This is a genomic window from [Clostridium] saccharolyticum WM1 (assembly GCF_000144625.1).
GTDB lineage: Bacteria > Bacillota > Clostridia > Lachnospirales > Lachnospiraceae > Lacrimispora > Lacrimispora saccharolytica.
Genome location: NC_014376.1, coordinates 1,942,933 through 1,962,595 on the forward strand (window position 1 = coordinate 1,942,933; position 19,663 = coordinate 1,962,595).

18 protein-coding genes are annotated in these 19,663 nt (G+C 45.8%); 16 read left to right on the plus strand and 2 right to left on the minus strand.

Translation table 11 applies throughout. The features are described 5' to 3' along the window. Nucleotides 1-9 precede the first annotated feature (9 nt). Nucleotides 10-1,557 (minus strand): helix-turn-helix domain-containing protein, encoded by a 1,548-nt coding sequence (locus CLOSA_RS09130; protein ID WP_013272478.1) that lies wholly within the window; start codon nucleotides 1,555-1,557, stop codon nucleotides 10-12. Nucleotides 1,558-1,733: 176 nt separating this feature from the next. Here CLOSA_RS09130 and CLOSA_RS09135 point away from each other — a divergent pair, with 176 nt between their 5' ends. From CLOSA_RS09135 to mtnA, 10 genes are all read left to right on the plus strand, one after another. Continuing rightward, nucleotides 1,734-3,335, plus strand: a complete 1,602-nt coding sequence (locus CLOSA_RS09135; protein WP_013272479.1) for a PTS transporter subunit EIIC — start codon at nucleotides 1,734-1,736, stop codon at nucleotides 3,333-3,335. After that, nucleotides 3,319-4,725 (plus strand): class-II fumarase/aspartase family protein, encoded by a 1,407-nt coding sequence (locus CLOSA_RS09140; protein ID WP_013272480.1) that lies wholly within the window; start codon nucleotides 3,319-3,321, stop codon nucleotides 4,723-4,725. The genes CLOSA_RS09135 and CLOSA_RS09140 overlap by 17 nt, the downstream gene beginning before the upstream one ends. Before the next feature lie 83 nt (nucleotides 4,726-4,808). After that, on the plus strand, nucleotides 4,809-6,131 hold the full coding sequence (locus CLOSA_RS09145) for a family 4 glycosyl hydrolase (RefSeq protein WP_013272481.1): 1,323 nt from the start codon (nucleotides 4,809-4,811) through the stop codon (nucleotides 6,129-6,131). A 7-nt stretch (nucleotides 6,132-6,138) separates the two neighbouring features. After that, nucleotides 6,139-7,344: an N-acetylglucosamine-6-phosphate deacetylase gene (locus tag CLOSA_RS09150; RefSeq protein WP_013272482.1), complete on the plus strand. Its 1,206-nt coding sequence runs from the start codon at nucleotides 6,139-6,141 to the stop codon at nucleotides 7,342-7,344. Further along, nucleotides 7,325-8,071, plus strand: a complete 747-nt coding sequence (locus CLOSA_RS09155) for an HAD family hydrolase (RefSeq protein ID WP_013272483.1) — start codon at nucleotides 7,325-7,327, stop codon at nucleotides 8,069-8,071. The genes CLOSA_RS09150 and CLOSA_RS09155 overlap by 20 nt, the downstream gene beginning before the upstream one ends. 481 nt (nucleotides 8,072-8,552) lie before the next feature. Then, the gene (locus CLOSA_RS09160) at nucleotides 8,553-9,725 is read left to right on the plus strand and encodes a sugar ABC transporter substrate-binding protein (RefSeq protein WP_013272484.1); all 1,173 of its coding nucleotides are present in this window, start codon (nucleotides 8,553-8,555) and stop codon (nucleotides 9,723-9,725) included. A 43-nt stretch (nucleotides 9,726-9,768) separates the two neighbouring features. Beyond that, the gene (locus tag CLOSA_RS09165) at nucleotides 9,769-11,280 is read left to right on the plus strand and encodes a sugar ABC transporter ATP-binding protein (RefSeq protein ID WP_013272485.1); all 1,512 of its coding nucleotides are present in this window, start codon (nucleotides 9,769-9,771) and stop codon (nucleotides 11,278-11,280) included. A gap of 1 nt (nucleotide 11,281) precedes the next feature. After that, the gene (locus tag CLOSA_RS09170; RefSeq protein WP_013272486.1) at nucleotides 11,282-12,301 is read left to right on the plus strand and encodes an ABC transporter permease; all 1,020 of its coding nucleotides are present in this window, start codon (nucleotides 11,282-11,284) and stop codon (nucleotides 12,299-12,301) included. A 39-nt stretch (nucleotides 12,302-12,340) separates the two neighbouring features. Then, complete coding sequence (gene mtnK / locus CLOSA_RS09175) at nucleotides 12,341-13,564, plus strand: S-methyl-5-thioribose kinase (RefSeq protein WP_013272487.1); 1,224 nt, start codon at nucleotides 12,341-12,343, stop codon at nucleotides 13,562-13,564. Between the two features lie 45 nt (nucleotides 13,565-13,609). After that, the gene (mtnA, locus tag CLOSA_RS09180) at nucleotides 13,610-14,716 is read left to right on the plus strand and encodes an S-methyl-5-thioribose-1-phosphate isomerase (RefSeq protein ID WP_013272488.1); all 1,107 of its coding nucleotides are present in this window, start codon (nucleotides 13,610-13,612) and stop codon (nucleotides 14,714-14,716) included. Between the two features lie 156 nt (nucleotides 14,717-14,872). Here the strand turns inward: mtnA and CLOSA_RS09185 are convergent, their stop codons facing one another. Further along, nucleotides 14,873-15,640 carry a DeoR/GlpR family DNA-binding transcription regulator gene (locus tag CLOSA_RS09185; RefSeq protein WP_013272489.1) on the minus strand — a complete coding sequence of 256 codons (768 nt, stop codon included), beginning with the start codon at nucleotides 15,638-15,640 and terminating at the stop codon, nucleotides 14,873-14,875. A 272-nt stretch (nucleotides 15,641-15,912) separates the two neighbouring features. On the opposite strand from CLOSA_RS09185, the gene CLOSA_RS09190 reads away from it, so the two are divergent. The 6 genes from CLOSA_RS09190 to CLOSA_RS09215 are packed head-to-tail and all read left to right on the plus strand — an operon-like array spanning nucleotide 15,913 to nucleotide 19,655. Further along, entirely contained in the window at nucleotides 15,913-16,866 is a 954-nt protein-coding gene (locus CLOSA_RS09190) for a class II aldolase/adducin family protein (protein ID WP_013272490.1), read from the plus strand. Nucleotides 16,867-16,876: 10 nt separating this feature from the next. Next, nucleotides 16,877-18,298 (plus strand): aldehyde dehydrogenase family protein, encoded by a 1,422-nt coding sequence (locus CLOSA_RS09195; protein WP_013272491.1) that lies wholly within the window; start codon nucleotides 16,877-16,879, stop codon nucleotides 18,296-18,298. Between the two features lie 16 nt (nucleotides 18,299-18,314). Continuing rightward, nucleotides 18,315-18,653 carry a BMC domain-containing protein gene (locus tag CLOSA_RS09200; RefSeq protein WP_013272492.1) on the plus strand — a complete coding sequence of 113 codons (339 nt, stop codon included), beginning with the start codon at nucleotides 18,315-18,317 and terminating at the stop codon, nucleotides 18,651-18,653. Between the two features lie 5 nt (nucleotides 18,654-18,658). Further along, nucleotides 18,659-18,940, plus strand: coding sequence for a BMC domain-containing protein (locus tag CLOSA_RS09205; protein WP_013272493.1), 282 nt, complete (start codon nucleotides 18,659-18,661; stop codon nucleotides 18,938-18,940). Between the two features lie 55 nt (nucleotides 18,941-18,995). Further along, nucleotides 18,996-19,355 (plus strand): BMC domain-containing protein, encoded by a 360-nt coding sequence (locus tag CLOSA_RS09210; protein ID WP_013272494.1) that lies wholly within the window; start codon nucleotides 18,996-18,998, stop codon nucleotides 19,353-19,355. Continuing rightward, on the plus strand, nucleotides 19,356-19,655 hold the full coding sequence (locus CLOSA_RS09215) for a BMC domain-containing protein (RefSeq protein WP_013272495.1): 300 nt from the start codon (nucleotides 19,356-19,358) through the stop codon (nucleotides 19,653-19,655). Nucleotides 19,656-19,663: the final 8 nt, after the last annotated feature.

Genomic DNA, 19,663 nt, shown 5'->3' on the forward strand with positions numbered 1-19,663 from the left:
TATTTCATCTTACACAAAATAATCTCCGTAATTTTCCTTTAAATATGCTTCTAATTCAGACTCACTTTTCCCGCCGATTTCGGATACAAAGCTGGCGGTCAGAAAACGATGCTTCCGTGTGGAAAAGCCGTGTGACGCAAGGATTTTCATATCGCTGCTATCCACAAAAAAGTTCATTCGGATGACAGGAAGGTTCTGACCATGGAGAAGATTATAAATCCGGGATGAGAAGCAGAAAATGTGATCATAATCCAGATCTTTCAGCTTATGGATCTCGTTTATATTCAGGGTGCCCATCCACTGCAGTTCCACATATTCCTTGATCTGCTCCAAAAAAAAGCTGACCCGTTCAAAATTGATGCTGGTCATTACCACAATCTTCTTATGCTGTCGGGTTACAATACGGTTTCGCAGGATATGCTTTTGCACCAGCAGGGTCAGAGTGGAAAGGTGCTCGTCCATAAATGAAAAATTATAGGAGGCTTTAAAGTATACCTCATATTTTTTGATGGTTTCATACAGGGCTGAAAACTGCCCTTTCGTATTTTCTACAGTCTTATCCACAAAGGTGCAATGAAAATGATTCAGGGTGATCTCCCGGTAAAAATAGCCGTACAGCTCATTGATGAATTCTTCCTGGATGGCAAACGGACTATTTAGATGGCTTACCACTTGCTCTGTAAACTGTTCAGTAGTATGCCAAAGCCGTTTGTCAAAGGGAAAATCCAGGCTGCGGGAGAAGTTCATCATGCTGAAAGCCACATTGTACAGCTTGTTCTCCCGGATTCCGCCAACAAAGTTGATATGAAGCGGTGACAGGGGCAGCCGGTAGCTAAAAACCATGGATTTGTCAACGGGCCTGATTTCCATGATGCAGATAAACAGCAGGAGAAACTTTTTGGATGGATAATTCACTGACAGATTGTATTCTGTTAAAAAGGAATTCAGCTGCTCCACTGCCTGGCGGGATACAGGCTGTAAATAGGCACCGGCCAGATCATAGCTTTGTTTTTCTAAGGGGGTGTTGGCGTAGCGGGCTTCAATCCGGTTTTCAGCCGTAAACTCCAGCAGGGGATGAAGGATATCAATGACCAGAAACCTTAACTGCAGCTCATCCCCTTCAATGGTAAGTCCTTTTTTCTTTAAGGTCAGAAGGGACAGGCCGTGTCCGGCCAAAAGTTGGCGGAGATGGGCCGTGTCCTGTTTTTTTGTGGTCAGGGAAAGACCCCAATGTTCATACAGGGAAGAAGCATTGACATAGCCATTGAAAAAAATGGTCACAATCATGACTCTGATCCGCTCGATGTAAGAACTGGTATAGTCGCTCATGGTGATCTGCTGGATAAAGTCCACAAATTCTTTGTAGCTGAAACGGCTTAAACAGATGCCCTTTTGTATTTCTACCAAGGGCTGATGGGAGAAAAGGTTGATCCGCTCAATGGTCCGCCGTATGGATATCTCATCCTTTTGAAACTCCAGGGCCACCTTTGATAAGGAAATGCGCTGCCTTTTCTGCAGAAACCGAAGCAGGCTTAAATCACTGTAACTTAATCCCATAATCCCACCTCCTTTGCTGTAGTGTTGATAATGGTTCTATTATAAAATTGAGGGCAACGAAATGCAATAATAAAATGTTAATATTTTGCCTTGAAGCAACTGATGTTATCTGCCATAATGAACACAGTTTCAAGGCGCCTAAAACCACTATGTCATAACAAAGGAAGGGAAAAAATATGAGCAATAAAAAGTCAAGCTGGAAGGACGGCATTCAAACCTTTGGCCGTTCACTCCTTCTGCCAATCGCGCTCCTTGCACCTATTGGTATGGTTATGGGTATTTGCAGTGCGTTAGGGCAGTCCTACATGATAGAGAAATTCCCGTTTTTGGGAAGTCAGGGTCTGAAGCTTATGTTATCCAGTCTGCAGACCATTACCAGTATCATTTTTAATAATATCCCGCTGCTGTTTGCCATGGGCGTTGCCCAGGGCATGGCAAAGAATGAAAAGGGGATAGCTGTCTTTTCGGCCGTTGTGGGCTATTTGACCTTAAATGTGGTTATGAGCATTTATTTAAAGCAGACGGGAACCCTGGCTGACCCGGAGGTTGCGGCTCAGGTAGGGCAGGGAACGGTTCTAGGCATCCAGACACTGAAGATTGAGGCACTGGGGGGCCTGATCGCAGGTTTGGTGGCCGCCAAGGCGGCGGACCGGTTTTACCGTCTGGAGCTGCCTCTTGCATTTGCATTTTTTGGAGGAAAGAAATCCATTCCCATTATCACCTTTGGAATAATGGTTCCTATCGGGCTGATGATTCCGGTGTTCTGGAATCTGCTGACCAATTTCCTCATCAGCATTTCTTTTATCTTTACCACGCCGTACATAGGAAACGCGGTTTATTATGCCTTAAACCGTGCGCTGATTCCTTTTGGATTGCATCACGTTCTTTCTTCCATGGTCCGTTTTACCGAGGCCGGCGGAACGTATATGATCAATGGAACCGAATACGTGGGTATCCTTAATGCAACCAATGAAGTTTTGTTCCATTTAGGACCCGGCAGCGAATACTGGGGCCAGCTTATGCCCACCCTTACCAGTTACTTGGGAGGTGCGCAGATGCTGACTACCCTGTTCCGGGTGCCTGCTGTTGGCCTAGCCATGTACCGAACATCTTATCTGAAAAACAGAAAGATTGCTAAGGGAGTCATTCTTACCTGCTGTCTGACTGCGTTTTTAGGAAATATCACAGAGCCGCTGGAATTTTCATTCCTGTTTATTTCCCCGCCTCTGTTTATTCTTTACTGCGTTATGAGCGGTATTGGCGCCATTCCTTATCAGATGCTTCATATTTCCATCGGTTATATCCGCGGAACGATTTTTGACTTTGGAATTTTTGGACTTCTGTATGAAAATACCCATTGGTTTCACTTAATTCTTTTAGGCATTGGAAACTTTATTGTGTTTTACTTTGTGTTCAAATGGTTTATTGTAAAATTTAATCTGGAAACACCAGGAAGAGAAGGGTTTGAAATTGAAGAATCCGCCAGCCTTCTGTTAAAGGAAAAGAACTGGCGGGCCATTGCCGAAGTCGTTATTAAGGGACTGGGAGGGAAAGACAATATCCTCAGTGTGGAAAACTGTATTTCCCGCTTGCGGGTGGACTTAAAAGATCCATCTAAGGTAGATCAGATAAAAATAAAGGATTCTGGCTGTGCAGGTATTTTTTTCCCGTCAGCAGATCACATTCATGTTGTTTTTGGGCCTCATGTGGAATTTGTCCGCCATGCTGTGGACGACGCCATGAAGAAATCAGAGGTGAAGGATGAGAGCTTTCTATGATTCAAAGAGTAAACTGGATGACAGGGGAATTAAAAAGCTGTTAACTGAAACGGCCAAATATGAAGCGTGGCTGAAGGTGGAGGCTGCCCTGGCACTTTCTCAGGCAGAGGAAGGTTTTATCCCTATGGAAGCTGCGAGGGACATTGGGGCGGTTCGGCTTGAAGATCTGGACCTTGAAGAAATGGAGCGGATTAAAGCCAGGGTAGGCCATGGGTTTGTCCCTTTTATAAAGGTGCTGGTTAAGGCTTGCGGGGAAAACGGCGGAAAATACGTTCACTATGGGGTTACCACACAAAATATCCAGCAAACCGCCCAGCTTTATACTGCAATGCAGGTGAATTCTGTTTTTAAAAGCTTTCTTGCAGATATTTTGGAAAACCTGGGAAGGCTTGCTATGGACCATAAAGATACGGTCATGTCAGGACGGACCCATGGAAGGCATGCCATCCCCATTACTTATGGTTATAAGGTTTCCGTCTGGATCAGCGAACTGATTATGTCTCTGGAACGTCTGGAGGAAAGCGAGAAGCGGGTTTTTGTGGCAATGATGGGAGGGGCTGCGGGAGGCTTTCATGCCACAGGTGCTCCGGGACGCAGCGTTCAGAAACGGGTTGCCGGAAAGCTTGGCATGGGCTCCATGGAGGTGCCCAGCCGGAACATGAGTCAGATGAAGGTGGAATATCTGATGGATCTGGCGCTGCTGTGCAATACCTTTCATAAAATGGCGGAAGAGGTTTATTATACCGGAATGGAAGAGTTTTCAGAGATCAGTGAATCCTTTGCTCCGGGAACCATTGGCAGCTCCACCATGCCTCAGAAGATTAACCCCAAGCTGGCAAAGGGCATTATCGCCAATTCTCAGAAGCTATATTCCCTTCCTGCTGTAGGGCTTTATTCTGCGGTGCGGATGTTTGAGGGGGACAGCAGTTCCTATATGCTGTTTGACGGAATCATGGAGGAAGGGCTTCAGCTGACTGCAGAGGTACTCATCCGGGCCGAAGAACTAAGCCGCACCCTTAAAGTCAATAAAGAGCAGATGCTTAAAAATGCCAACATAAACCAGGGACTGGACAACAGTGAATGGATAATGATGCATGTGGCTGAAAAAATCGGTAAGGACAAGGCACATGAGCTTATGTACGAAAAGGCCATGAAGGCGGAGCTGGAAGGTGAGGATTATTATCATGTGCTGACAAAGGATGAAACGCTGGCATCCATGTTTACGGCAGATGAATTAAAATCCATGATCGACCCTGGAAATTATACGGGGCTATGCAGCTTGCTCGCAGAGGAGATGTCTCGGAAGGCATTGGAGAGGGCGGTAAAAATAAGAAAATCAAGGAAGCCGGAAGAAATAGACGGCGACAGGAAAGCTGCGGCTGACGAATAAAGGAGCAGTATTTATTCAAATAAGGGGATGCGGCAGAAGTTTGCGGCATTCCCTTTCATCATTAAGAGTACAAGGAGAGTAACATGAGAAAACAACACGTGATTACGATTTCCGGAGCGGGAAGTGCCCGGGTTCCTGCACTTGTGGGTACGCTGGTGAATTATAAGGAACGATTTCCTCTTTCAAAAATTATTTTTTATGATATAGATAAGGATCGTATGGGATTGATGGAAGCTTATAACCGTTTGGTGTTAAAATGCCGCTATCCAAAATGCCAGGTGGTTTTTACCACGGATGAAGAGGAAGCCTACAGAAATACAGATTTTATTTTCTGCCAGATGCGGGTGGGAAAGACCAGCATGCGTTCTCTGGATGAAAAGATTCCTCTGCGTTATGGCCTGGTCGGACAGGAAACCTGCGGACCCGGCGGATTTGCCTATGGGATGCGTTCCCTGGGAGCTATGAAGCAGATGGTGGAAAAGGTCCGTTCCTATTCCAAGGACACCTGGATTTTAAATTATACCAATCCTGCGGCCATCGTGGCTTTGGGTCTTGACCGGATGTTCCCTGATGATAAGCACATTTTAAACCTCTGCGACCAGCCCTTCTCCTTAATGAAGAGTTATTCTAAAATTCTTGAAGTGCCTCAGGAAAGGCTCCGGGCCCGCTATTTTGGTCTGAATCATTTCGGATGGTTTACGGAGCTGAAGGACACGGATGGAAAAGATTATTTTAATGCTTTGCGTTCTTATTTAAAGAATCATGATTTTAAACCCTTTAATGCGGAGCAGCGCTCAAAGTCCTGGCTTGACACCTATGTAAGAGTGAACAAATACATGAAACTGCTGGATGAATACATCCCTACCACCTACATGCAATATTACATGTTTCCTGAGGAAATTGTGGCGGAAAGCGACCCGAATTACACCCGCGCTGAGGAATCCAGGGATTCCAGGGAAAAAGACGTCTTTGACATTTGCGCTAGGGCCGTGGGAAAGGATAATATGGATGGGCTTGATATGCTTACCAACAGTGTGTTTGGAAACCTAATGGTGGAAGTGGCGGAATCCATTGCCTATGACCTGAACAACGAATTTATTGTAATGGTGAAAAACCGTGGAATCATTGACAACTTTGAGCCGGAGGCAATTATAGAGGTGGCGGGAACCATTGGAAAGGAAGGGGCAATGGGATATCCCTATGGAACCATCAAGCCTTTTTACAAAGGACTGATGGAAGGGCAGTACGCCTATGAGCTTCTGACCGTGGAGGCATTTATGGAAGAGGATTATACGAAGGCGCTGATGGCCCTGACCTTAAACCGCACCGTGGTGGATCCTTCCAAGGCAAAAGCAGTGCTTGATGACCTGATGGCAGCAAATAAAGATTATTGGATATTAAGGTAGGTGGAGTATGGTACTTTATTCAAAGCATATTATTCTCGAACATGAGGAATTTGACGGATTTTTAGAACTGGAGCATGGAAAAATAAAGGCGCTGCATAAGGAATTTTCAGGGCAATATGAGGATTTTTCTGATTTTATTATTCTGCCGGGATTTATAGACATCCATATTCATGGCTGGGCAACAGGCTCTTTCTGGTTTGAAAAGAATGCAGGAGCATTAAAGGAAATGTGCCGTACCCTTCCTTATGCCGGAGTCACTTCTTATCTGGCAACTTCAGGAGCAGATACCATAGAAGAGATTCAACGATGCATTAAGGCGGCAGACGAAGCCTATGAAGCAGATTATCCGGGGGCAGAGATGCTGGGGGTTCATCTGGAGGGACCTTTTATCAATCCCCGGTACCGCGGAATGCAGCGGGAGGAATGCTGCATTCTGCCAAGTCTTAAAGTGATGGAGGACCTATATAACGGCTTCCGGAACAAGGAGCTCTGCCGTCATATGACCATTGCAGTGGAACTGGAGGGAGCAAGAGAGGTGCTGAAATTCTGCAAGGAGCACAGGATACAGACTGCCATCGGCCACAGCGGGGCCACCTTCGCCCAGATCCAGGAAATAAAAGATGCTGGTGTAGGGGGATTTACTCATACCTTCAGCGGGATGAGGGGATTGCATCACCGGGAGCCGGGAGCAGCAGGAGCTGCTCTGTATTTTGATGATATGATGTGTGAATTTGCCAAACAGACAGGCATGACCGTGTCTCATGAAGTCTTTGACATCGCTTACCGGATCAAGGGCAGCGGAAGAATCATCATGACCACTGACTGCAGCGGACTTGCCCAGACACAAACGGAATTTGACCATTATGTCAGGAGAATGAAATTCATAAAGGATAGAGATATGGTCCGGATCGTTCATTATGACGGCAGGGAGGAGTGGATGGACCCCAAGGATTATCAGGCGGTCAGAGAGATTGAGCTAAGTTACATAGGATCCATACGGAATATGGCAAAGCATTCCAGGGTGGATTGGTTTGATATTATGAGGATGACCAGTTTAAATCCTGCCAGATATATTTATGTGGATGATCGGAAAGGCAGCATAGCCCCGGGCAAGGATGGGGACCTGACGGTTGTGGATTCAAATTTGAACCTGATCAGTGTGTTCTGCAGGGGGAAGGAGATAAGGGAAAGGGATGAAATTTGCGGTAAGTGATTTTGACAGGACCCTGTATATAGACGGATGGATCAGCCCTGAAAACATAGGAGCTATGAACAAGTGGCAGGCAGCCGGAAACCTGTTTGCCATTGCCACAGGGCGGAATGAAGCGTCTCTCCATGGTTTTTTAGAGAATTATTCCCTGAAGCCTGATTATCTCATACTTAACAACGGTGCCTTGATTCTGGATAAAACAGGGAAAGAGCTGTTTTGCAGGACCATAGACGATTCCACAGCCCAGGAGGTGCTTTGGTTCCTTCACGGCCTTGGGGATGAAGGAAGCGGCGTATCCATGCGAAAGACCAAGGTAAATGTACTCTCAGGCTCCGGTACCACCACTCAAAAGCCCTGCCGCGGGCAGGTTACCATTGATCAGATCCATGACCTTAAGGAAATTCTACAAATTCACAGGCGCAGGAAGGATGTGCTGTGGATTAAGGAGCTATGCGCCCGGCTGAACGCCATGTTTCCGTTAATATCTGCCTATGCAAATGTCTGGAACGGGGACATTGTGGCAAAAGGTGTAAACAAGTCTGCTGCTGTGGACTGGATTGTAAGACTGTGGGGCGGCTTTGATGAAATAAGGGTCATTGGTGACAGCGCAAATGATTTGCAGATGATAAAGGACTATGGCGGAGCCGCGATGCAGCAGGCTGATCCTGAGGTCCGGGCGGCTGCCGCTATGGTTGTGAGAGCGGTAGCGGATTATTTAACCATGACTTAAGGGTATTATTTTCAAAAACTTCTTAAATTATAATGGATCAAGAAAAAGAGAGAAACAGTACCCTGCCGGACGGGACAGCTTTTTAGCTGGATTCGGTTGGCAGGATGCCGTTTCTCTCTTTTCATGGATATCCATAAGAGAGATGCTGGCCCCCCGGAGAATGGTAAAAAACAACCAGAACATGATTTTAAACTAGGATAAAGCGAGATTAGATTTGATTGCAAATAATTTTTATTAATTTGATATTGTTTTATATGGAAGAAAATGGATGAATAGATATAATGGTGAAAATCAAAACATGAACAAGACACAAAACAACAAAAAACACAATAAAATACATTATAAAACAAAATAAATAAATAAAATCAAATAAAAATATTGCAAAACCAGATATAATATGCTACAATTTCTACAGGAAGGACATGATGGGTGTGTCCGGAATAGAAAACTATATTTTATATTTTTTAAGGAGGTTTACTTTATGAAAAAGAAGTTAGCAATGGTGCTTGCAGCGGCAATGGTATTGTCAGCAACTGCATGCGGCAGCAGCGGCACAGCCGCAACAACAGCAGCTACAGAAGCAAAAACAGAAGCTGCCAAGACGGATCAGACAACTGCAGCGGAGAAGGTAGAAAAAGCCCAGGCCACAGGCTCTTTGGAAGGAAAGAAGATTGCCGTTGTGCGGAACCTGGCAGCAGGAGATCATACCCAGCAGTTTTTAGACGGCTGTGTATCCGAAGGAAAGAAGTTTGGCTGGACCGTAGACACCTTTGTAACGGATGGCGATGATGCAAAGGCTCAGGAGACGGTAGCTCAGGTCATTGCAAAGGATTATCAGGGAATTATCGTATCTCATGGACAGTTGTCTTATTCCTATGATATGTTAAAACCCGCCAGAGACAAAGGCATGGAAGTTGTTACCTTTGATACCATGCCATTTAAGGGCGGCGATGCAAGCGGCGAGCTTCTTGAAGGGGTAACTTCTACCGCTCAGAACGACCAGGCTCTTGCAGAACTTTCTCTTGGCTACATGATGAAGGAATTTGAAGCAAAAGGCGGAAAATACCCGATGAAAGTTTTAAAGACCTTCATGGGCCCTGGAATCCCTCCGCTGGACAGACGTAATGAAATCTATACCAAGCTGGAAGCAGATGGCAAGATCCAGACTCTGGAAGTAATTGCACCATCTGATTCAGCCAATGCCCGCGGTGATATGACCAACAAGACAGCTGCTATTCTTCCAAAGTATCCGGAAGGCTCCGTAGATGCCATCTGGGGCTGCTACGATGAGCTGGCTAAGGGCGTACTTCAGGCATTAAACGATGCAGGACGTACCGATATCCCTATGTACACCATTGACGTATCCAACGATGACATTCAGTTAATGGTTAAGAATCCTGATGTTTGGAAATCTACCGCAGCCGTTGATCCGAAACTGATCGGTATTGTCGATACCCGCCTTCTGGCTTTGAAGTTTATGGGAGAAGAGACACCGGATTACTTTAACTTAAATGCATGCAATATTGAAACAACTCAGCTTACCGCTCAAACCACTATGAACGATTTAGGCAGCATCATTGATGGCTGGGGCGATGCTGAAGATCCAAAGGGTGCTTTGTTTACCGATGAGATCAAGAACAAATATGTAAATTAAGGAAAATGCTCTGTATTCATTACATAATTAAGGAAGAGATGCCATGACCGAAGTAAAACTTGAAATGAAAGATATATCCATCGAATTTCCTGGAGTTAAGGCTTTGGATGGAGTTGATTTTAGTCTGGAAAGTGGTACGATTCATGCGCTCGTGGGTGCGAATGGCGCAGGTAAGTCCACCTTGATGAAAGTACTTGCCGGTGTTAATACGCACTATACAGGACAAATTTACGTTGGAGGGGAACCGGTGGAAATCCGGTGCCCCAAAGACGCAAAAAATCTTGGAATAGAAATCGTATTTCAGGAGGTCGACACCGCATTGATCCCCTATCTGTCCGTAGCTGAGAATGTAATGTTCAACACGCTGGTTAATAAAATGGGGCGGAAACAGGTTGTACACTGGAAAGAAATCAGGCAGGCAGCAGCAGCAGTATTAAAGAAATTAAATGTAGATGTGGATATTAATCAACAGGTATCAGGACTTACTCTTGCACAAAAGCAAATGGTTCTCATTGCCAGATGTGTGGCGGAAAAGTGCCGGTTCCTGATTTTGGATGAGCCGACAGCCCCTCTTTCCAATTCTGAGACATTGGAATTGTTCCGGGTTGTGCGTGAACTTGCAAAAGAGAATGTGGGAGTTGTGTTTATTTCTCACCGGTTAAGTGAGCTTTACGAGATTTGTGAAAGTATTACCATTATGAGAGACGGCAAACTGGTAACCAATCTGCCGCTTACTAAGGAACTGGAAGTGAATACTCTTGTCGAATATATGTTAGGCCGCAGCTATGAGGATAATTACATCAAGAAAAAATGCGAAATCGGCGGGCCATTGCTTGAGATAGAAAACCTTACCGAAAAGGAAGGGAAAGTTAAAAATATCAATATGACCGTCTGCAAAGGAGAAATTATCGGAGTGGCAGGGCTGGTTGGCGCAGGAAAAACAGAGCTTTGTAAGACTTTGTTTTCTGCATACCAGCAGGCAGGCGGTACCATGAAGCTCAACGGAAAAGTGATCAAGGCAAAAGGGCCGACCCAGGCTGTGAAACATGGGCTGGCGCTGGTACCGGAGGAACGGAGAAAAGAAGGCGTTCTGATCACGGACCCGGTGGTGTCCAATATTTCTGTGGCAGCCATGGAGAAGTATACGAATTGGCTTTCTGTGGTGAACAAAAAGCGGGAAAAAGAGGATGCAAAAAATATGATACGGGGCCTTGGAATCAAGACTCCATCAGAAAACCAGGTCGTTGCCCTGCTGTCCGGCGGCAACCAGCAGAAGGTGGTCGTTGGAAAATGGCTGAACAAGGATTCCGAGGTTTATATTTTCGATGAACCTACCAAGGGAATCGATGTGGGTGCCAAGCAGGATATGTATGAACTGATTGAAGGCCTGGCAGCCAAGGGAAAGGGTGTTATTTATGCCACCTGCGAATTCCAGGAAATATTGAGTATCTGCGACCGCATCTATGTAATGTACGACGGAGAGGTCATCAAAGAATTAAACGCAGCGGATACGAACGAAAAAGAACTGCTTTATTATTCGACAGGAGGTAAATGATATGTCTGGGGCAGAGAAGGTAAAAAAGAAAAGGAACGTTGGAGATTTTGTGACAAAATGGGGTACCATCGCAACAATGCTCATCATGTTCATCCTGTTTACATTTGGGAACTGGAGTAAGGATACGGGATCGAGCATGTTTCTGACCCAGTCTAATATGATCACGATTCTTCGTGCGGTATCCATTACCACCATCATTGCAATCGGTCTTACGTTTGCCCTGGCGGTAAACGGCATGGATCTTTCCATTGGAGCTACGGCTCAGTTTGCCAATGTTTTTGTTATGACATGCTTTGTGTGGCACAACATCAATATCGGTGTATCCGTCATTCTAACGGTGCTTATTTGTTTAAGCGTTGCAGTCATCAACAGCATTTTGATTGTTAAATTCAAAATACCGGATATGGTTGCGGCACTTTCCGTAATGTTTATGTATCAGGGAGTTTCCATGACGTATTCCAAGGGCGGTGCCATCACGGAACGTATGACCCGTGCCGATGGGACTCAGGCTCCCGGTCTTGTTCCGGAGGCATTCCGGGCATTGGGGAAGGAACCATGGCTGATCATCATTATGATCTGCGTGGTGCTGTTCGCATACTTTTTCTTAAATTATACAAAACACGGCAGATACATGTATGCAGTAGGCGGGAATCCTGAGGCGGCCCAGCTTTCCGGAATTCCGGTTGCAAAGTATAAAATTCTTGCCTATTTTCTGTCAGCTACCTTTGCATCCATTGGCGGAATCTGTCTTGCGGCCCGTGTGGGAACCGCTCAGATTTCAGCGGGCGATGCCTATTTAATGCCTTCCGTTTGTGCTGCCTATATCGGATTTTCTGTAATGGGCGCCGGAAAAGCCAATGCGTTCGGTACCTTTGCCGGAGCGGTGTTAGTGGGTATGCTGGAAAACGGTTTGATTATGATGTCCGTACCATATTATGCAATGAATATCATCAAGGGTGCAGTCCTTGCCATTGCTCTTGCTATGACTTATGCAAGCGGCAAGACAAAAAATGCAAACTAACCATACATATGTTATATTGAACAGGGGAAGGTGACGGAAATGTCTAAATACGACAGTTATTTTTTGATGAAAGCGGAAGAGGTACCGGATTATGTTCAGGAGAAGCTCTCCTATTTTGATAAGGATGCCAGGCTGGAATGCAAGGAGATTGGAGACGGAAACTTAAACTATGTATTTCGTGTCAAGGATCCGGCAAGCGGGAAATCCATCATCGTAAAGCAGGCTGGAGAAGCACTTCGTATTTCAGCAGAAATGCATGTTTCCACTGACCGGGGAAGAATTGAAGCTAAGATCCTGGGAATTCAGGATTCTTATGCGCCTGGGCTTGTTCCGAAGGTTTATCTGTATGACGGAACCATGTGTGCCATGGCTATGGAGGATATGACCGGCCATACCATGATGCGTACCGGACTGTTAAAACATGAGATTTATCCCAGGTTCGCAGATCATGTAACCACTTTTATGGTTAATTCCCTTCTGCGCACAACGGATGTTGTCATGGGGCATAAGGAGAAGAAAGAGCTGGTTAAAAGCTTTATCAATCCGGATTTGTGTGAGATATCAGAGGACCTGGTGTACAGCGAGCCATTTATTGATTACAACCACAGGAACAATGTATTTCCACCCAATGCAGAATTTGTAAAAAAGGAATTGTACGAGGACCAGGCCCTTCATCTGGAAGCTGCCAAGCTGAAATTCGAGTTTATGAACAATGCACAGTCTCTGATCCACGGGGATTTGCATACAGGCTCTGTGTTTATCAACAAGGAGCATACTTATATTTTTGATCCGGAATTCGCTTTCTACGGACCTATGGGCTATGATATCGGCAATGTCATTGCAAACATGTTTTTTGCATGGTGCAACGGTGATGCAACCATAGAAGATGAGAAGGAAAAAGAAGAATTTTGCGGCTGGTGCTTAAATACGATTTCCGACATTGTGGACTTGTTCATTGAAAAATATAATAAAGTTTTTGATGAACATGTCACGGAAACCATGGCAAAGGTCCCGGGATTTAAAGAATGGTATCTGGAAGGCATTCTTTCCGATACTGCGGGAGTGGCAGGACTTGAATCCATCCGCCGGACCGTGGGAATGGCCAACGTTATTGATATTACCACGATTCCCGATGCGGAAAAACGGGCGAGAGCGGAAAAAATTGTCATTACTCTGGCGAAGAATTATATTATGAACCGCCGTAGTTTCCGGTGCGGAGCAGATTATTTAAAGGCTGTAAAAGAGGCAACAGGCAAGTTTTGAGGCCGGCAACAGGATTGAAAGCCGGTAAACAAGAAAGGGATAAACATGAGCGAAGAAACAAAAAAATCCATCATGGACTATGATACCGTGGCACTTGATGAGGAGAACAACGCCCTGGTAATCATAGACCAGACACAGCTTCCGTATCATACGGAAATTCTTTCCCTGACAAAACAGAAGGATATCTGGAATGCAATCTATCTTCTTCAGGTAAGAGGGGCACCTGCCATCGGTGTGGCAGCCGCCATCGGTATCTATCTGGCTGCAAGGGAGATCCAGGCAGATGGTTTTGATGAATTTTATACAAAATTTCAAAAGGCAAAGGACTATCTGGATTCCGCCCGTCCTACAGCAGTTAATTTATCGTGGGCTTTAAAACGGATGGAGCAGGTGGTTTTAAAAAACAAGGATAAAACGGTTTCTGAGATCGTAGAACTTCTCCATAAAGAAGCAATCGAGATCAGGGAAGAGGATATCTGGGTCTGCAGGATGATAGGAGAATATGGCTTGTCTCTTGTAAAGCCGGGAGACGGTCTGCTGACTCACTGCAATGCCGGACAGCTGGCAACTGTAAAGTACGGAACGGCAACCGCTCCCATGTATTTAGGTCACGAAAAAGGCTATGGCTTCCGCATTTTTTCCGATGAGACCAGACCCCTTCTTCAAGGGGCGCGGCTGACTTCTTTCGAATTAAAGGAATCAGGCCTTGATGTCACAGTGATCTGTGACAATATGTCGGCTACCGTCATGAGAAACGGCTGGGTGGATGCTGTATTTGTAGGCTGTGACCGGGTAGCGGCCAATGGGGATACGGCAAACAAAATCGGGACCTCCATGGTGGCCCTGGCAGCTAAGCGCTATGGAGTGCCCATGTATATCTGTGCCCCCACCTCCACCATTGATATGAGCACCCCTACGGGCAAGGAGATCCACATTGAGGAGCGTCCTGCTGAGGAAGTGGTTGAAATGTGGTATAAAAAGCGGATGGCACCGGAAGGGGTAAAGGTATTTAATCCTGCGTTTGATGTGACGGACAATGATCTGATCGCAGGAATCGTGACGGAGTACGGGATCGCCAAAGCACCTTACACAGAATCATTAAAAGAAATATTCAGAAAAAAGGAAGAGGCCCTGAAAGCTAAGGAAATGTAAACTGCAGTCTGGCCATGAAGGAACATGAGGCAGCATACATACCTGCCATAGGGAAATACAGTATATCCGCCGGATTATGATGGCAAAAGCTGAACTTTGCATAAGAAAAAAGAGGATGTCTCAAAGGAACTGGGACATCCTCTTGCCAAAATCAGGCTATGCTTCCGTTGCTTCGTAAAGCTCTACATCATTTTTGGAAAGGTATTCTCTCCACTGTTCGTCCATTCGTTTGTCAGTGACCAGACCCGTGATGGTTTCAAAGCCTGATATCCGTATGAATGAGGTCTTATCGAATTTGGAGTGGTCTGCAATTAAGTAAACGTGATTGCTCCTGGTCATCAGTATCTGGCGTATAGCGGCAATGGCTTCATTGGAATCGGTGATCCCGTGCTCCATGGAAACGCTCCGGCAGGACATAAAGGTTTTGTCCAGGTAAAAGGATTCCAAATTCTTAAGGGCTGTATTGCCTACAAAAGCCTTGTCCCGGGGGGTATAGGAGCCTCCGATGGAAATCAGGCGGATATCCTCTTTGTCATACAGCTCATTGATGATCAGGAGGGAATTTGTTACCACAGTGAGACGCATTCCCTGTAAGGTCTTAGCCAGTTGAAGGGCCGTGGTAGAGGCATCCAGGAAAATTGAGTCCCCGTTGTGTATGATTGACAGGCACTTCTTTGCGATGGACTGCTTGCTTTCCATATATGCGGTTTCCCGGATTGTTAAATCTACGTTATTCTCAACCCCGTCTTGTATGAATGCACCGCCGTATGTTCTGGTCAGGAACCCGTCATCTTCCAATTGCTTTAAATCCCGCCGGATGGTTTCTTCGGTCACGGAGAAAATTTTGGAAAGTTCGGTCACTGTTACGCTTTTCTTTTCTAAAATAATATCTTTGATCTTGGCCTTCCTCGTTACTGCTAACATAGGCATGTTCCTTTCTTTATAACAAAAAATGTTTATTTAAAAATAAAATACAATATAAAACCATAAGAATCAGGTGGTATATGAGTATATTGTATAATTTTTTTGACGAAATGTAAAGAAGAAATGGATGAAATAAAAATAAAACGGTATAAACGGAAATAAAACAACATAAAACATTGACAAACAAACATAAAAGTGGTAAAAATACAGTATAAAAGATGAGAGTTCCGACAGAGAGAATGCGTAATTGTTTGGACTTTGGAGGTAAAGATATGATGACAGTTCAAGGCAAAAAGTACATGTCTGATTTTGAAGCCAAAAAGGCAATTTTGGACATCGGCAGACGCATGTACGACAAAGGCTTTGTAGCCTCGAATGATGGAAACATTAGCTGTAAGGTAGGGCCGAACACCATCTGGACGACGCCGACCGGGGTATCTAAGGGATTTATGACACAGGATATGCTGGTGAAAATGGATTTAAACGGAAAAGTGCTGATGGGAAGATGGAAGCCCTCATCGGAAGTAAAAATGCATCTGAGAGTCTATAAGGAAAATCCCGATGTGCAGGCAGTCACCCATGCCCACCCGCTGGTTGCCACCAGCTTTGCCATTGCCGGAATCAGCCTGGATGCGGCGGTCCTTACGGAAGCGGTCCTGGGGCTTGGATCTATCCCGGTTGCAAAATACGCAACGCCCGGCACGGATGAAGTTCCTGATTCCATTGCCCCTTTTGTGAATACCCATAATGGTGTACTTCTTGCAAATCACGGGGCGCTTACCTGGGGAAAAGATATTTACCAGGCATTTTACAGACTGGAATCCATTGAGTATTATGCGACGATATTGATGTATACGGGTAATATCATCGGACGCCAGAATCTTCTTTCCTGTGATCAGGTAAATAAGCTGCTTGATATCCGGCATAAGCTTGGCATTACAGCTGGAGGCATTCCACCCTGTGCCATAGAGGAAACAAATATGAGGGATGTGGTTTCCGCTGCAGATGCCCGTCCGGCTGAGACGGCAGCGCCTGTATTAAAGGGAGTAACCTCTATCGTAAGGCCGGGAGAGAACCTGGCGCCAACCGGCTGTGGATGCACCGGTGTAACAAGGCAGGTTCTGCCTGCGGAGGAAGTGAAGCCTGTGCAGGCGGAGGCGTTAGGCAAGGCAAAGGAGGAAATCATAGCCGAAGTAGTGAGAAGAGTGACAGAGCAGCTAAACTAGGAGGCAGATTATGGAAATTGGGGCAAAAGAGATAGAACTGATTGTAAGGGAAGTGCTTGCCGGCATAGAAAGCAGGGGCCCAAAGCTTTCTTATATTCCCGCTCAAAGTGATAACGGGGTATTTGAACGTGTGGAGGATGCGATTGGTGCAGCCCACACAGCCCAGCGTGAATGGGTGGAACATTACAGAGTTGAGGACAGGCGCAGAATCATTGAGGCTATCCGGATGACAGCAAAAAGTCATGCAAAAACTCTGGCAAAATTGGTTTGGGAAGAAACCGGAATGGGGCGTTTTGAGGATAAGATTCAAAAGCATATGGCAGTGATAGAGAAAACGCCAGGTGTGGAATGTCTCACTACAGATGCCATTTCCGGTGACGAAGGACTGATGATAGAGGAATATGCTCCTTTTGGGGTGATCGGAGCTATTACACCCTCCACCAATCCAACAGAGACTATCATCAATAATACCATCAGCATGATAGCCGGAGGAAATGCCGTTGTGTTTAATGTTCATCCAGGTGCAAAAAAGTGCTGTGCTCACTGTTTAAAGCTTCTTCATCAGGCCATTGTGGAAAATGGAGGTCCGGCAAATCTGATCACCATGCAGAAAGAGCCAACGATGGAGGCAGTGACCAAAATGACGTCTGATCCCAGGATCCGGCTCATGGTGGGGACTGGGGGCATGCCCATGGTAAATGCATTGCTGCGTTCCGGAAAGAAGACCATCGGAGCCGGTGCAGGTAACCCCCCGGTTATTGTGGACGATTCAGCGGATGTCAGTCTTGCGGCAAGAGAGATTTACCGGGGAGCTTCCTTTGATAATAATATCCTGTGCCTGGCAGAGAAGGAAGTCTTTGTTATGGAGAAGGCCGCAGACGAGCTGGTAAACAATCTGGTAAAAGAAGGTGCGTACTTACTGAATCCCATGGAGCTGAATGAAATTCTTAAGTTTGCCATGATTGAAAAGAACGGCAGCTGCGAAGTGAATAAAAAATGGGTAGGAAAGGATGCGGGATTATTTTTAGAGGCCATAGGGGTTTCCGGCCATAAGGATGTCCGCCTTCTGATCTGCGAGACAGACAGAAACCATCCATTTGTCATGGTAGAGCAGCTGATGCCCATACTTCCCATTGTCCGCTTAAGGACCTTTGAAGAATGTGTGGAAAGTGCAGTAGCAGCAGAATCAGGCAACCGGCATACGGCTTCCATGTTTTCCAGAAATGTTGAAAACATGACCAGATTCGGAAAAGTCATTGAAACAACTATATTTACGAAGAATGGTTCGACCTTAAAAGGGGTAGGGATCGGCGGAGAGGGCCATACGACCATGACCATTGCAGGCCCTACCGGAGAAGGACTTACCTGTGCTAGAAGCTTTACAAGAAGACGCAGATGTATGCTGGCAGAAGGAGGCTTGCGGATCATCTAGAGAGGGGAAGGTACATATGGCCATCGGCTTTTTGGAATGTGCGGGATACGGAGCTGTTCTCTATGCCATGGATAAGGCCTGTAAGGCGGCGAATGTGAGAATCATCGGGATCGACACCATTAATCCCAAGGATGCGACTGCATTTATTCCCCTTACGGCCCAGGTGAAGTTTGAAGGCGGAATAGACGATGTGAAAGAAGCCTGTGAAGTGGCAAAAAGGGCGGCTCTTAAGATCAACAGACCGGAAGAGGTCCTGGTAGAGATGATCGAAAAACCATATGAGGGAACAAGGGCATTGTCTCATATAACAAAAGTAGACCTAGCGGAAAAAAATATTGATAATTTCAGGAGGTAGCAAAAATGGCATCCACATCAATTGGGTTAATTGAAACAAGAGGTTTGACTGCATCCATCGAAGCGGCCGATGCAATGTTAAAGGCAGCGGACGTTGAGCTTGTGGGAACGGAAAAAATCGGATCCGGTCTTGTAACTGTTATTGTGACCGGTGAAGTAGGTGCGGTAAAAGCGGCTACTGAAGCAGGCAGTGAAGCGGCTTCCAGAGTCGGTGAGCTGGTGGCGGTCCATGTGATTCCGAGGCCGCATCAGGACATTGCAAAGATTTTACCAAATATCAAAGGTTAAAAGATAAGCATCGATAGGGGCAAATAATAACAGGCATCAGAAAAAGGTGGGCGTCATGAAAACGAACCGAAACGCCATAGGGGTTTTAGAGATTAATTATTACGCAAATACCGTTGTGGTAGTGGACCAGGCGTTAAAGGCGGCGGAAGTGGAAATCGTAAGCTGCCATAAGAAGCTGGGAGGCAGGATGTGCCACACCGTAATAGCGGGTGAGACCTCGGCGGTCCGGGCAGCTGTGGAAGCAGCCAGAGAGGCCGGGAGCATGGTGGGAGACGAGAACATAAAAGTTTCCGTATCCATCGAAAACCCTCACCCGGAGGTATTGAAGCTTTTAAACATGATAGACAGACATGAGAGCGAAAAGGATTCTGCAAAAGCAGAGGAAAATGAACCCGTGATTAAGGAGGAAAATTAAATGGCAGAGGCAGTAGTAAAAAAAGGAATGTTGGCTTTGGGAATGATTGAAACAAGAGGACTTACCGCATCCATCGAGGCGGCAGACGCTATGTTAAAGGCAGCGGATGTTGAAATGGTGGGAACCGAGAAGATCGGCTCCGGACTGGTTTCCGTTATGGTTCAGGGAGATGTAGGAGCTGTAAAGGCGGCTGTGGAAGCAGGAGAGGAAGCAGCCTCCAGAGTGGGAGAGGTGGTAGCAGTTCATGTAATTCCAAGACCCCATAATTCCATCGGGCAAATCCTTCCATTTATTAAATAGAAAGAACA

Coding starts and splice junctions, on each gene's coding strand:
- CLOSA_RS09145 (WP_013272481.1), top strand. CDS start 4,809: ATGAGAAAACAACACGTGATTACGATTTCCGGAGCGGGAAGTGCCCGG.
- CLOSA_RS09130 (WP_013272478.1), bottom strand. CDS start 1,557: ATGGGATTAAGTTACAGTGATTTAAGCCTGCTTCGGTTTCTGCAGAAA.
- CLOSA_RS09210 (WP_013272494.1), top strand. CDS start 18,996: ATGAAAACGAACCGAAACGCCATAGGGGTTTTAGAGATTAATTATTAC.
- mtnK (WP_013272487.1), top strand. CDS start 12,341: ATGTCTAAATACGACAGTTATTTTTTGATGAAAGCGGAAGAGGTACCG.
- CLOSA_RS09135 (WP_013272479.1), top strand. CDS start 1,734: ATGAGCAATAAAAAGTCAAGCTGGAAGGACGGCATTCAAACCTTTGGC.
- CLOSA_RS09165 (WP_013272485.1), top strand. CDS start 9,769: ATGACCGAAGTAAAACTTGAAATGAAAGATATATCCATCGAATTTCCT.
- CLOSA_RS09205 (WP_013272493.1), top strand. CDS start 18,659: ATGGCATCCACATCAATTGGGTTAATTGAAACAAGAGGTTTGACTGCA.
- CLOSA_RS09190 (WP_013272490.1), top strand. CDS start 15,913: ATGATGACAGTTCAAGGCAAAAAGTACATGTCTGATTTTGAAGCCAAA.
- CLOSA_RS09140 (WP_013272480.1), top strand. CDS start 3,319: ATGAGAGCTTTCTATGATTCAAAGAGTAAACTGGATGACAGGGGAATT.
- CLOSA_RS09160 (WP_013272484.1), top strand. CDS start 8,553: ATGAAAAAGAAGTTAGCAATGGTGCTTGCAGCGGCAATGGTATTGTCA.
- mtnA (WP_013272488.1), top strand. CDS start 13,610: ATGAGCGAAGAAACAAAAAAATCCATCATGGACTATGATACCGTGGCA.
- CLOSA_RS09215 (WP_013272495.1), top strand. CDS start 19,356: ATGGCAGAGGCAGTAGTAAAAAAAGGAATGTTGGCTTTGGGAATGATT.
- CLOSA_RS09155 (WP_013272483.1), top strand. CDS start 7,325: ATGAAATTTGCGGTAAGTGATTTTGACAGGACCCTGTATATAGACGGA.
- CLOSA_RS09150 (WP_013272482.1), top strand. CDS start 6,139: ATGGTACTTTATTCAAAGCATATTATTCTCGAACATGAGGAATTTGAC.
- CLOSA_RS09170 (WP_013272486.1), top strand. CDS start 11,282: ATGTCTGGGGCAGAGAAGGTAAAAAAGAAAAGGAACGTTGGAGATTTT.
- CLOSA_RS09185 (WP_013272489.1), bottom strand. CDS start 15,640: ATGTTAGCAGTAACGAGGAAGGCCAAGATCAAAGATATTATTTTAGAA.
- CLOSA_RS09200 (WP_013272492.1), top strand. CDS start 18,315: ATGGCCATCGGCTTTTTGGAATGTGCGGGATACGGAGCTGTTCTCTAT.
- CLOSA_RS09195 (WP_013272491.1), top strand. CDS start 16,877: ATGGAAATTGGGGCAAAAGAGATAGAACTGATTGTAAGGGAAGTGCTT.